The organism is Streptomyces hamibioticus, assembly GCF_047946815.1.
GTDB lineage: Bacteria > Actinomycetota > Actinomycetes > Streptomycetales > Streptomycetaceae > Streptomyces.
In genome coordinates this window covers 3,760,274-3,773,301 of the sequence record NZ_JBKKQY010000001.1, presented here as the reverse complement: position 1 = coordinate 3,773,301, position 13,028 = coordinate 3,760,274, and the positions used below count along the sequence as shown (strand labels likewise).

Annotated in this window: 8 protein-coding genes; 3 read left to right on the top strand and 5 right to left on the bottom strand. The window is 71.0% G+C overall.

Features of this window, described 5'->3' with window-relative positions; translation table 11 throughout:
• Window positions 1-116: 116 nt before the first annotated feature.
• The 4 genes from ACLGIH_RS16990 to ACLGIH_RS16975 all read right to left on the bottom strand — a co-directional run bounded on the left by ACLGIH_RS16990 (window position 117) and on the right by ACLGIH_RS16975 (window position 8,106).
• A complete protein-coding gene (locus ACLGIH_RS16990) occupies window positions 117-1,802 on the bottom strand; it encodes a GAF domain-containing sensor histidine kinase (RefSeq protein WP_416526095.1) in 1,686 nt (561 codons plus the stop codon).
• Window positions 1,803-1,970: 168 nt separating this feature from the next.
• Entirely contained in the window at window positions 1,971-5,477 is a 3,507-nt protein-coding gene (cydD, locus tag ACLGIH_RS16985; RefSeq protein ID WP_416529400.1) for a thiol reductant ABC exporter subunit CydD, read from the bottom strand.
• A 98-nt stretch (window positions 5,478-5,575) separates the two neighbouring features.
• A complete protein-coding gene (gene cydB / locus ACLGIH_RS16980; RefSeq protein WP_416526094.1) occupies window positions 5,576-6,580 on the bottom strand; it encodes a cytochrome d ubiquinol oxidase subunit II in 1,005 nt (334 codons plus the stop codon).
• 20 nt (window positions 6,581-6,600) lie between these two features.
• Window positions 6,601-8,106 carry a cytochrome ubiquinol oxidase subunit I gene (locus ACLGIH_RS16975; protein ID WP_416526093.1) on the bottom strand — a complete coding sequence of 502 codons (1,506 nt, stop codon included), beginning with the start codon at window positions 8,104-8,106 and terminating at the stop codon, window positions 6,601-6,603.
• A gap of 224 nt (window positions 8,107-8,330) precedes the next feature.
• On the opposite strand from ACLGIH_RS16975, the gene ACLGIH_RS16970 reads away from it, so the two are divergent.
• Entirely contained in the window at window positions 8,331-8,726 is a 396-nt protein-coding gene (locus ACLGIH_RS16970; protein WP_416526092.1) for a cyclophilin-like fold protein, read from the top strand.
• Between the two features lie 79 nt (window positions 8,727-8,805).
• On the opposite strand, the gene hisC is transcribed toward ACLGIH_RS16970, so the two are convergent.
• The gene (hisC, locus tag ACLGIH_RS16965; RefSeq protein ID WP_416526091.1) at window positions 8,806-9,885 is read right to left on the bottom strand and encodes a histidinol-phosphate transaminase; all 1,080 of its coding nucleotides are present in this window, start codon (window positions 9,883-9,885) and stop codon (window positions 8,806-8,808) included.
• 442 nt (window positions 9,886-10,327) lie between these two features.
• Here hisC and ACLGIH_RS16960 point away from each other — a divergent pair, with 442 nt between their 5' ends.
• Both ACLGIH_RS16960 and ACLGIH_RS16955 read left to right on the top strand, forming a co-directional pair.
• The gene (locus tag ACLGIH_RS16960; RefSeq protein WP_416526090.1) at window positions 10,328-11,440 is read left to right on the top strand and encodes a LacI family DNA-binding transcriptional regulator; all 1,113 of its coding nucleotides are present in this window, start codon (window positions 10,328-10,330) and stop codon (window positions 11,438-11,440) included.
• A gap of 321 nt (window positions 11,441-11,761) precedes the next feature.
• A complete protein-coding gene (locus tag ACLGIH_RS16955) occupies window positions 11,762-12,853 on the top strand; it encodes a metallophosphoesterase family protein (protein WP_416526089.1) in 1,092 nt (363 codons plus the stop codon).
• The last annotated feature ends 175 nt before the right edge of the window (window positions 12,854-13,028 follow it).

The window sequence follows — 13,028 nt, the reverse complement described above, 5'->3', positions numbered from 1 at the left end:
CGGGTCATGTCCAACTCGTACGCTCGGGTCACCGGTTGCTGCACACGGGTCACGCGAGCCGTGACGCGCGACGCGTGCGGAGGGCTGGGGGGACAGTGGTGCCGAGCCTGCCGCCGTCAGTACGGGGCTTCCCACACCACCGTCGTACCGCCCCCGTCGGGTCCGATCCCCGGCTCGGTGCGGCTGGCGCCGCCGAGGGACTCCGCGCGGCGTTCGAGGTTGTGCAGTCCGCTGCGCCGACCGCCGCCCTCGGGGATGCCGACGCCGTCGTCCGCGACGGTCAGCCGGACGCCGGGCCGCCCGTCGGGCAGGGTCACGGTCGCGTCGACGACCACCTCGATGCGGGTGGCACGGGCGTGCCGGGCGGTGTTGGACAGGGCCTCGCGCAGGGCGGCGACGAGGTTCTTGCCGGTCTGCTCTCCGACCGCGCTGTCGACCGGGCCGACACAGCGGTGGGAGGGAGTGAAGCCGAGCGCCACGGCGGCCGTGCTGATCTCGTGCAGCACCCGCCTGCGCAGTCCCGAGAGATCCTCGGCGGGCTCCCGGAGCGCGAAGATCGCCGAACGGATCTCCTGGATCGTGACGTCCAGTTCGTCCACGGCCTTGCCAACTCCCTCACGCACTTCGGGCACGACCGTCCTGCGGTGGGCGTTCTCCAGCATCATCCCGGTCGCGAACAGCCGCTGGATGACCAGGTCGTGCAGGTCCCGCGCGATGCGGTCGCGGTCCTCGTACACCGCGAGCCGCTCCCGGTCGCGCTGTGCCTCGGCCATCATCAGCGCCAGCGCGGCCTGCGCGGCGAACCGGTCGGCCAGAGCCCGTTCGGCCCGGGTGAACGGACGCTCCCCCCGGGCCCGCGGCATCACGAGACCGCCGAGCACCCGCCCGTCGATGCACAGCGGCAGCAGCATGGTGGGTCCGTAGGCGCGCGCGAGCCCACGGCGCGTACGGGGATCGGTGGCCGCGTCGTCCACGTGGACGACGCGGCCACCGAGGAGCTGGGCGACGATCCCGTTCTCCGGGGGGATCACCGCGCCCAGTGCCTCCGTCGGCGGCGCCGAAGCGACGGCCGCGATCTCCAGCCCGCCTCCGTCGCGTGGCAGCAGCACGATCCCGGCGGCCGAACCCGAGAGCCTGCGGGCCTGCTCGGCGACGACCTGGAGGGCGTCGTCGGTGTCGCCGCCGGACAGCAGGGCGGTGGTGACCGCGACCGATCCGTCGATCCAGCGCTCCCGCTGCTGGGCCGCCTCGTACAGCCGGGCGTTGCCGATGGCGATGCCGGCCTCCGTGGCCAGCACCCGGACCATGGCCAGGTCGTAGTCGTCGAACGGCTCGCCGCCGTGCTTGTCGGCGAGGTACAGGTTTCCGAAGACCTCGCCGTGCACCCGGATGGGCACGCCGAGGAAACCGCGCATCGGCGGGTGGTGCGGCGGAAAGCCGCAGGAGCGCGGATCACCGGTCAGGTCCGCCAGCCGCATCGGTGCGGGCTCGCGGATGAGGGCACCGAGCAGGCCCTTGCGACCGTCGGGCAGGCGCCCGATCCGGCCGGCGGTCGCCTCGTCGATCCCGTGGTGGACGAAGTCGGCAAGGCCGTCACCGTCCTCCGCGACGACGCCGATGGCCGCGTACCGGGCGTCCGCCAGGGCGGCCGCCGTCTCACAGATCCGGTTCAGCGTGGCGTGCAGTTCCAGGCCGCTGCCGACGGACCGCATCGCCTCCAGCAGCTTGGACACCCGCAGCCCCAGCTCGGCCGAGGCCCCGTGCCGGGGCGGCCGGGGTCCGTGTGAGGGAACTGCGGGCATGGCCTGAGCCTAATGAGACCGTTTTATTCAGGAAAGTCGGATTTCCGTTTTGCTCACTGCCCGCCGAAGAGGGCTCCGGACAGTCCCCACCGGGCACGCGCCCCAGGAGCACCACCGAGGCACCCGCCCAGGGAGCACGCGAGCCGACGACGGCCCGGTACACGCCTTCTACCGCGTGGCCACCAGCAGCTCCGACGCCGCCTCCCGCTCGATCATCTCCCGCAGCGGCCCCACCACGGCGGCCAGCTCCGCGAACGTGCCCCGCTGCACCACGCGGCCCTCGTCCAGGACGATCACCTCGTCCACGGCCTCCAGCCCGGCCAGGCGGTGCGTGATCAACAAGGTGGTACGGCCTTCGGTGGCGGCCAGCAGATCGGCGGTGAGCGCATCGGCGGTCGGCAGGTCGAGGTGCTCGGCGGGCTCGTCGAGCACCAGCACCGGGAAGTCGGCCAGCAGCGCCCGGGCCAGGGCGAGTCGCTGGCGCTGGCCGCCGGACAGCCGCGCCCCGTGCTCCCCGACCAGTGTGTCGAGGCCGTCGGGCAGACCGTCGGCCCACTCCAGCAGCCGGGCCCGGGCGAGGGCGGAGCACAGCTCCTCGTCCGTGGCGTCCCGCCTGGCCAGCAGCAGGTTCTCGCGCACCGAGCTGTCGAAGAGGTGCGCGTCCTGGGCGCACAGCCCGACGAGCCGCCGTACGTCGTCGCCGTCCAGGGCGCAGGCGTCGACACCTGCCAGCGTGTACGAACCGGCCTCCGCGTCCAGGAACCGCAGCAGCACCTGCGCCAGCGTGGTCTTGCCCGAGCCGGACGTCCCCACCACGGCGACGCGGCACCCCTCGGCCAAGGTCAGGTCCAGCCCGGTGAGCGCCTGGCACGACTGCCCGGCGTGACGGGCCCTGAGCCCCTCGAGGACGACCGGGAACGGTGAGGAGGGCGCCGAGCGGGGCTCCTCCGGCTCCCGTACGGGCTCCGGGGCGTCGAGGACCTCGTACACGCGCTCGGCGCTCCTGCGCACCCGCTGCCGGTACTGCACCGCGAGCGGCAGGCCGAGGACGGCCTCGAAGGCGGCCAGCGACGTGAGGATCACGACCGCGGTCAGCAGCCCGTCGAGCCTGCCGTCGGCCACCGCCTGGACGGCGACCAGCGCGGCCGCGGCGACGGTCAGCCCCGAGATCAGCGCGGCCAGCCCGTCGCCGAGCGCGGTGGCGGTGGCCCCGCGCGAGGCGATCGCGGTGAGCGTGCCGTCGGCCCGCCGGGCCTCGGCCGCCCGCGCCGGCAGAGCGCCGGCGACGGTCAGCTCGGCGGTGCCGGTGAGCAGGTCGGTCACGCGCGTGGCGAGCACACCGCGTGCGAGGGCCAGCCTGCGCTCGGCCCTCCGGGCCGCGGCCGCGGTGATCACCGGGACGCCCGCGCCCGCGGCCAGCAGACCGACCGCGAGTACGGCAGCGGCCTCCGGCAGCAGCCAGGCCACGAAGCCGACGGACGCCGCGGACACGACCACCGCCGCCCCGGCCGGCAGCAGCCAGCGCAGCCAGTAGTCCTGCAACGCGTCCACGTCGGCGACGAGCCTCGCCAGCAGATCGCCCCGGCGGCTGCGGCGGAGCCCGGCGGGCGCCCGCCGCTCCAGGCGCCGGTAGACGGCGACCCGGGCATCGGCCAGCATGCGCAGCACGGCGTCGTGCGACACGAGCCGCTCGGCGTACCGGAACACCGCGCGCCCGATCCCGAAGGCCCGCGTCGCCGTCACGGCCAGCATCAGATACAGCACCGGCGGCTGCTGCGAGGCCCGCGAGATCAACCACCCCGAGGTGGCCATCAGCCCGACGGCACTGCCGAGGGCGAGGCTGCCGAGCAGCAGCGCGAGCCCGAGCCGCCCCCGGCGGGCTGCGGACATCGCCCGGACCCGGGTGAGTACGCCGCCACGCGCTTCCGACCGGGTCCCGGGGGCGTTGGCCGGCCGGTCCGTGTCATACGTCCCGGCCACCTCGTCGACCGGGCGGGACTCGATGACGCCCGGAGCAGCCGGGCGCGACAGGGCGGTGACCACCGGCTCCTGCAGCCGCACCACCCGGTCGGCCACCTCCAGCAGCGCCGGACGGTGCACCACCAGCAGGACCGTCCGGCCCGCCGCGAGCCGCCGCACCGCGGCCACGACCTCGGCCTCCGTCGCCCCGTCCAGGGCTGCCGTCGGCTCGTCGAGCAGCAGCACCGGCCGGTCCGCGAGGAACGCCCGGGCCAGCGCCAGCCGCTGCCGCTGACCGGCCGACAGTCCCGCTCCGTCCTCGCCGAGCACCGTGTCGGTGCCCTCGGGCAGCGCGTCCACGAAGCCGATCGCCCCGGCCGCCCTCAGCGCCCGGCGTACGGCGGCATCGTCGGCGTCGGGACGGGCCAGCCGGACGTTCTCGGCGATGGTCCCGGCGTACAGCTGCGGCCGCTGCGGTACCCAGGCGACCTGGGCGTGCCACTGAGCCGGGTCGAGCCCGGCGAGATCGGCGCCCCCGACGCGGACCCGGCCGGCTGAGGGCCGGACGAAGCCCAGCAGGACGTCGAGGAGCGTCGACTTGCCCGTCCCGCTCGGTCCGACCAGCGCCACCGTCTCCCCGGGCTCGACGGTGAAGCTCACGTTCGACACGGCATCCCCCGACCGTCCCGGGTAGCGGACCGCCACGCCTTCGAAGGACAGGGCACCGCCCGCCGGCACCGGTCCGGTCCCGCGCTCCGGCATGGGCGCCTCCAGGACCGCGAAGATCTCCTCCGCCGCCCCGAGCCCCTCGGCCGCCGCGTGGTACTGGGCGCCGACCTGCCGCAGCGGCAGATACGCCTCGGGCGCGAGGATGAGCACGACCAGCCCGTCGTACAGCGCCATGTCGCCGTGGACGAGGCGCATGCCGATGGTCACGGCGACGAGCGCCACCGAGAGGGTGGCGAGCAGTTCCAGGGCGAAGGAGGACAGGAAGGCGATCCGCAGCGTCCGCATGGTCGCCTGCCGGTACTCACCGGTGATCCGCTTGATCGACTCGGCCTGCGCCTTGGCCCGGCCGAACACCTTCAGGGTGGGCAGCCCGGCGACCACGTCCAGGAAGTGGCCGGACAGCCGGGACATCAGCCGCCACTGACGGTCCATCCGGGACTGCGTGGCCCAGCCGATCAGCACCATGAAGAGCGGGATGAGCGGCAGGGTGCCGACGATGATGGCCGCCGACACCCAGTCCTCGGTGACGATCCGCACCAGCACCGCCACCGGCACCACCACCGCGAGCCCCAGCTGCGGCAGATAGCGCGAGAAGTAGTCGTCCAGGGCGTCGACTCCCCGAGTGGCCAGAGCGACCAGCGACCCCGTCCGCTGCCCGCTCAGCCAGCCGGGCCCGAGCGCGGTGGCCCGCTCCAGCAGCCTTCCCCGCAACTCCGACTTCACGGCCGCGCTCGCCCGGTGCGCGGCCAGCTCGGTGAGCCAGCCGACCAGCGCCCGGCCACAGGCGACGGCCACCAACAGCAGCAGGGACGTGCGGAGTTCGGCGACGGTCCGGCCGTCCTGGAAGGCCCCCACCACCACCTCGGCGATGAGCATCGCCTGCGCGATGACCAGTCCGGCGCCGATGGCGCCCAGGCCGACGACCGCGATCAGGAAGAGCCGGGTGGTGCGGGCGTACCGCAGAAGACGTGGATCGATGGGTTTCACGTGAAACATGCCCTCTCGTCCCGAGGGTGTGTTTCACGTGAAACATCGATCGAGCGAGTCGGTCGAAAGACACCATATGAAACACACCCTGGCCGGGCTCAGTGCGCGGCGTCCGCGATGTGGTGGGTGCCGATGCGCTTGCGGAACACCCAGTACGTCCACCCCTGGTAGAGCAGCACGACCGGTGCGGCGATCCCCGCCAGCCAGGTCATGATCTTCAGGGTGTACGCGCTGGACGAGGCGTTGGTGACGGTGAGGCTCCAGTCCTCGTTCAACGTCGACGGCATGACGTTCGGGAAGAGCGCCAGGAAGAGCATCGCCACGGCGGCCACGATGGTGACGCCGGACAACGTGAAGGACCATCCCTCGCGCCCGGCCTGGTTGGCCATCAGCGCGGCGACCAGGGCAGCGACGGCCACCGCCAGGGCCACCAGGCTCTTGCCGTCACCGTTGTCGAGCTGGGTCCACACCAGGAAGACGGAGGCCAGCGCGGCCGTGAGAAGACCGACGCGCGACGCGAGCCTCCGCGCCCGCTCCCGGATCTCCCCGACCGTCTTCAGCGCCGTGAACACCGCCCCGTGGAAGGTGAACAGCGTCAGCGTCACCAGGCCGCCGAGCAGCGCATAGGGGTTGAGCAAGTCCCAGACGGTACCGACGTACTCCAGATCCCGGTCGATCTTCACGCCTCGGACGATGTTGCCGAAGGCCACGCCCCACAGGAACGCCGGGATCAACGAGGTCCAGAAGATCGCGGTCTCCCAGTTCCGCTGCCAGCTCTCCTCGGGCCGCTTCACCCGGTACTCGAAAGCCACGCCCCGGACGATCAGGCACAGCAGGATGACCAGCAGGGGCAGGTAGAAGCCGGAGAACAGCGTGGCGTACCACTCGGGGAAGGCGGCGAAGGTGGCGCCGCCGGCCGTGAGCAGCCAGACCTCGTTGCCGTCCCAGACGGGGCCGATGGTGTTGATCAGCACCCGCTTCTCGGGGCGGTTGCGGGCCAGCAGTTTGGTCAGGACGCCGACCCCGAAGTCGAAGCCCTCCAGGAAGAAGTAGCCGATCCACAGGACGGCGATCAGGACGAACCAGACGTCGTGCAGTTCCATGACTGTGCAACTCCCTCGGCCTAGTACGAGAAGGCCATCGGCTTGTCGGCGTCACGGGCGTCGCCGCCGATCTTCGTGGGCGGGTTGAGGTCGGCGTCGGTCAGCTCGGGCGGCCCGGCCTTGACGTACTTGGCCAGCAGCTTGACCTCGATGACGGCGAGGATCGCGTAGAGGGTGGTGAAGGCGATCATCGAGATGAGGACCTCGGCCTGGGACACACCGGGGGAGACCGCGTCGCGGGTCTGGAACAGTCCGTAGACGACCCACGGCTGGCGGCCCATCTCGGTGAAGATCCAGCCCCAGGAGTTGGCGATCAGCGGGAAGCCCATCGTCCACAGGGCCAGCAGCCAGTACAGCCGGGTGAGCTTGGAGCCGAGCGGCTTCTTCAGCAGCACCAGGCGCGGTACCTCGTCCTCACCGGTCCGGTGGGCGGCCGGCAGCAGGAACTTCTTCCGGGTCAGCCACAGCCCGAGCAGACCGAGGGAGAAGGACGCCATGCCGAAGCCGATCATCCAGCGGAAGCCCCAGTAGGCGACGGGGACGATGGGCTTGTAGTCACCGGGTCCGAACTTCTCCTGCAGGGCCTCATTGGTGTCGTTGATGCCCGGCACGTACGACTCGAAGTCGCTGTGGGCGAGGAAGGACAGCAGTCCGGGGATCTCCAGGGCGACCTTGTTGTGTCCCTTGTCGACGTCCCCGTAGGCGAAGACGGAGAAGGGTGCCGGCTCCTCGCCGTCCCACAGGGCCTCGGCGGCGGCCATCTTCATCGGCTGCTGCTCGTACATGACCTTGCCGAGGGTGTCGCCGCTCACCGCGGTGAGCAGACCGCCGACCGCCATGGTGACCAGGCCGAGCCGGAGCGAGGTCCGCATCACCGGGATGTGCTTCTTGCGCATCAGGTGGAAGGCGGCGATGCCCACCATGAAGGCGCCACCGGTGAGGAAGGCTGCCGAGAAGCTGTGGAAGACCTGGTTCAGTGTGGTGTTCTGGGTGAGGACCGCCCAGAAGTCGGTCAGCTCGGCGCGGCCCTTCTCCTCGTTGATCCGATAGCCGACCGGGTGCTGCATCCAGGAGTTCGCCGCGAGGATGAAGTACGCCGACAGCAGCGTGCCGAGCGAGACCATCCAGATGCAGGCCAGGTGGATCTTCTTGGGCAGCTTGTCCCAGCCGAAGATCCACAGGCCGATGAAGGTCGACTCGAAGAAGAAGGCGATCAGAGCCTCGAAGGCGAGCGGTGCTCCAAAGACATCACCGACGAACCGGGAGTAGTCCGACCAGTTCATCCCGAACTGGAACTCCTGCACGATGCCGGTGACCACGCCCATGGCGATGTTGATCAGGAAGAGCTTGCCCCAGAACTTGGTCGCCCGGAGGTACTTCTCCTTCCCGGTGCGCACCCAGGCGGTCTCCAGACCGGCCGTGAGGGCCGCCAGCGAGATCGTCAGAGGGACGAACAGGAAGTGGTAGACGGTGGTGATGCCGAACTGCCAGCGCGCCAGCGTCTCCGGCGCCAGAGCCATGTCCACGTCGTCGTTCTCCTTACATCGCCACGTCACATCGCCACATCGCCGTGGTTCAGCGGCGCCTTTATGCGTGTATGTCGCACCTAACTTGGGAGCAACCCGACACGCTTGTGAACGCGTTCACATTCACAAGCAATTATGACCTACTGCTTTTCAGCCCCGGAAGGGGGGTCCCCTGTGACGTCAACCCCTTGGCAAGAACTTCAACATATTGTTGAATCCGCCGCATGGACACACAGGGACAGCAGACCCAGATCCGGATTTCCTGGCCGGCGGGACACCTCACCGCGACCCTCGACAACACCGCCACCACGCAGGCGCTTCTCAAGACCCTGCCGCTGACGGCAAGCGCCAACACCTGGGGTGAGGAGGTGTACTTCGACACAGGTGTGTCGGTTTCACGTGAAACGGACGCCCGGCAGGTCGTCGAGCCGGGCACGGTCGCCTTCTGGACCGACGGCGACGCCCTGGCCCTCCCCTACGGACCGACGCCGATCTCGCGAGGCGACGAGTGCCGCCTCGCGAGCCCGTGCAACGTGATGGGCCGCCTGGACGGGGACCCGCGCCTCCTGGCGACGGTCCGCAGCGGAGACCCGGTGCGCGTGGAGATCGTGGACGCCTAGAGTCTGCCTGGTGCGGCCCCCGGCAGCCCGATCGCTCCGGACATCACAGCCCGCCCGGAGCGCTCGGTGCCCTACGGCCCTACAGCTCCTTGCGGAACGCTTCCGCCACCTTCAGGAAGATGTCGTTCGCCTCGCTCTCGCCGACCGTCACCCGCACACCCTCGCCCGGGAACGGTCGGACGACCACGCCGGCCCGCTCACAGGCCTCCGCGAAGGCGGCCGTCCGCTCCCCCAACCTCAGCCACACGAAGTTGGCCTGGGTCTCCGGCACCGTCCAGCCCTGGTCGCGCAGCCCGTCGACCACGCGCGTGCGCTCACACACCAGGGAGCCGACCCGGCCGAGCAACTCGTCCTCGGCCCGCAGCGAAGCGATCGCGGCCTCCTGCGCGAGCTGGCTCACACCGAACGGCACCGCCGTCTTGCGCAGCGCCGCCGCCACCGGCTCGTGGGCGATGGCGAAGCCGACTCGCAGCCCCGCCAGGCCGTAGGCCTTGGAGAAGGTCCTCAGCACGCAGACGTTGGGCCGCTCGCGGTACAGCTCACAGCCGTCCGGCACCTCGGGGTCACGGATGAACTCCCGGTAGGCCTCGTCGAGCACGACCAGGACATCACCGGGCACCCGGTCCAGGAACCGCTCCAGCTCGGCTCGGCGCACCACCGTGCCGGTCGGGTTGTTGGGGTTGCAGACGAAGATCAGCCGGGTCCGGTCGGTGATGGCGGCCGCCATCGCGTCCAGGTCGTGCACGTCTCCCGGCGTCAGCGGAACCCGCACCGAGGTGGCGCCGCTGATCTGCGTGATGATCGGGTACGCCTCGAAGGACCGCCAGGCGTAGATCACCTCGTCACCGGGTCCGGAGGTCGCCTGGAGCAACTGCTGGGCCACACCGACGGACCCGGTACCGGTGGAGATGTGGGAGACGGGCACGCCGAACCGTTCCGACAGCTCGTTCATCAGGCCCGTGCACGCCATGTCCGGGTACCGGTTGAAGGAACCGGCCGCCGCCGTCACCGTCTCCATCACGCTCGGCAGCGGCGGATAGGGGTTCTCGTTGGAGGACAGCTTGTACGCCACCGGCCCGTCGGCAGCGGCGGGCTTGCCCGGCTTGTAGGTGGGGATACCCTCCAGCTCGGCACGCAGCTTGGGGCTCGTCTCGCTCACCGCAGTCCTCCTCGTGACCACCACCGGCATCGAATACTCCTCACCTTATGAGGATTCGGCGCCGCTGCGTATAGGTGCGGACCGAGCCGGCCGGCCACCGAGGCCCGGACCCGGCGGAGACGTGGCACCTCGTCAGCCACACTGGCATCAACGGCATCAGTGCATGAAGGCGTACGATTCGGGGGCGCGCTGCACATATATCTACGCGCCGGTGGCTCACGCCGTGGCGCGCATCCCCCGTGAAGGTGAGTTGAGACCTCTTCGCAACCTCGGGGCCTCGCCAGGCACGCGGACGCCAAGACGTCACGTACTGGGGTACGGAGGGTCAACTGGCTTACTTTCCAAGGGCGTTGGCCGCAAAAGACCATGCAGAAACGTGCCTGTCAACGCGTGCATATGCGTCCGCACTACCCCACTGCATGAGCCCTACTATCGGCTCGCCATGACAGCAGCAGGGAAGCACCAGGTGAGCCGCGCGGAAACCTCACGTCGAGGCAGCAGGCCGGGTCGGGCGGGCATCAGGGACGTGGCCGCCGCCGCCGGAGTCTCCATCACGACCGTCTCCGACGCCCTCAACGGCAAGGGCCGGCTCCCGGACGCCACCCGCCGCCATGTCCGCGAGGTCGCCGACCGGCTGGGCTACCGGCCCTCGGCCGCCGCCCGTACGCTCCGCACCGGCAAGTCTGGCCTCATCGGCCTGACCGTCACGACGTACGGGGATGAACCTTTCACCTTCACGGAGTTCGCCTACTTCGCCGAGATGGCGCGCGCCGCCACCTCCGCCGCGCTCGCCCGCGGATACGCCCTCGTCATCCTGCCGGCGACCTCCCGCCACGACGTGTGGTCCAACGTCGCCCTGGACGGCACGGTCGTCATCGACCCCTCCGACCAGGATCCGGTCGTCAGCGAGCTGGTCCGCCAGGGTTTACCGGTCGTCTCCGACGGCCGTCCGGCGGGAGCGCTCCCGGTCACCGCCTGGGTTGACAACGACCACGAGGCCGCCGTACTCGGCATCCTCGACCACCTCGCCGACGCCGGTGCCCGCCGCATCGGCCTGCTCACCGGAACCTCGACCGACACGTACACCCATCTGTCGACCACCGCGTACCTGCGCTGGTGCGACCGGGTCGGCCAGGACCCGGTGTACGAGGCCTACCCGGCGCACGATCCGTGCGCGGGCGCCGTGGCCGCCGACCGACTGCTCGCCCGCCCCGACCGCCCCGACGCCGTCTACGGGCTGTTCGACCCCAACGGCACCGATCTGCTCGCCGCCGCCCGGCGCTACGGGCTGCGCGTCCCCGACGACCTGCTGCTGGTGTGCTGCAGCGAGTCGACGGTCTACGCCAGCACCGAGCCGCCCATCACGACGCTGTCGCTGAAGCCGCGCCGCATCGGCACGGCGGTGATCCAGCTGCTCATCGACGCCATCGAGGGGCTCGACTCCGACCAGCCGGTCGAGCAGGTCATACCGACCGAGCTGATCGTGCGCACCTCCTCGCAGCGCCGCCCGCCGCGCACGACGGTCAGTCCACCGCGGTCGCCGGAGGGCACCTAGGGGCGGGCCGCCGCCGTGGCCGGTGAGCGAGGGCCGCGACGCAGCGGGTGTGCCGGCCGCGTCGGCCGCCGGCGTGTGGCGGGGACGCGCCGAGCGGCGGACGGCGGAAACGGCCGCCGGGCTCGGCGGCCGGTCGCGCAGACGGCCCCTGGAGTGGGACGAAGCCGGGCCCAATCGGGGCGAAAGCCACGGTGAAGAAGCGCCTTGTTCCGATTCACCACCCCTGGGTCATCACACAGCGCGATCCGCATTCCTATGATGGGCCCACGACACCGCGGGCCGCTGCGACCAGGCAGTCCGAAGCGGTGCAGATGCGGCGCGATGGTGGAGGGGTCGATGACTCAGGGGGCCGGTCAGGGACCCGAGGTGGAGCGGACGGCGACGCTGCGCGACTTCCGGGTGCCCGCGTACGTCCATGAGACCGGTCCGTACGGCCACAGCACGCACCCCGGTGACGTCGCTCCACCGCACCAGGAGGCCCACCCGGAGGGGTACACGCCCACCGAGCGCGACCTGCCCGTCATCAACCGGGGCGACACGGTGCAGGTGACCGTCGAGCCCGTGACGACGCCCGCCGCACAGCCCACCACGGGCCAGGGCCCGCTGTACGTGGTCGGCGACGTACACGGCTATCTCGACGAGCTGATGGCCGCCCTCCAGGAGAAAGGCCTGATCGACGCCGCCGGGCACTGGAGCGCGGGCACCACCCGGCTGTGGTTCCTCGGCGACTTCACCGACCGCGGCCCGGACGGCATCGGCGTCATCGACCTCGTGATGCGCCTGTCCGCCGAGGCCGCCGCGGCCGGCGGCTACTGCAAGGCGCTGATGGGCAACCACGAACTGCTGCTGCTCGGCGCCAAGCGGTTCGGCGACACGCCCGTCAACTCCGGCGCGGGCACCGCCACCTTCCAGGCGGCCTGGCTGCTCAACGGCGGGCAGAAGACCGACATGGACCGCCTCCAGGACCATCACCTGCAGTGGATGGCCCGGCTCGACGCCCTCGAAGAGGTCGACGGCCACCTCCTCGTCCACTCCGACACGACCGCCTACCTCGACTACGGCCGTTCCATCGAAGAGGTCAACGACACCGTCCGCGAGACGCTCACGCGCAACGACGCCGACGAGGTGTGGGACCTGTTCCGCAAGTTCACCAAGCGCTTCTCCTTCCGGGACGAGGGCGGTGCCGACGCCGTTCGCTCGCTGCTGGACACGTACGGCGGCACCCGCATCGTTCACGGCCACAGCCCCATCCCGTACCTGCTGGGCGAGGTCGGCTCCGAGGACGGCGAGGAGGAGGAGCGCCCCGCGGTCGAGGGCCCGCACGTCTACGCCGACGGACTCGCCATCGCGATGGACGGCGGTGTGACCATGGCCGGAAAGCTGCTGGTCCAGCAACTGCCGCTGGGCGGCTGAGCGTTCGCCGAACGGGCGTCGGGCCGTCCCCGTGCGCGCAGGCAGGCACCCAATTTCTGGAAACCCCCTGTCACCGCCTGCCGTCACCGCTCTACCATCGGTCTATCCGTAGCAGGCTCCCCTCCGTTTCTGCCCGACGGCTCGTTGGCATGCGAGCCCAAGCCCTACGGAGCAT

Bases quoted from the DNA above. Each gene is read 5' to 3' on its own strand.
- cydB (WP_416526094.1), bottom strand. From the start codon at position 6,580: ATGGAACTGCACGACGTCTGGTTCGTCCTGATCGCCGTCCTGTGGATC.
- ACLGIH_RS16990 (WP_416526095.1), bottom strand. From the start codon at position 1,802: ATGCCCGCAGTTCCCTCACACGGACCCCGGCCGCCCCGGCACGGGGCC.
- ACLGIH_RS16955 (WP_416526089.1), top strand. From the start codon at position 11,762: ATGGTGGAGGGGTCGATGACTCAGGGGGCCGGTCAGGGACCCGAGGTG.
- ACLGIH_RS16970 (WP_416526092.1), top strand. From the start codon at position 8,331: ATGGACACACAGGGACAGCAGACCCAGATCCGGATTTCCTGGCCGGCG.
- ACLGIH_RS16960 (WP_416526090.1), top strand. From the start codon at position 10,328: ATGACAGCAGCAGGGAAGCACCAGGTGAGCCGCGCGGAAACCTCACGT.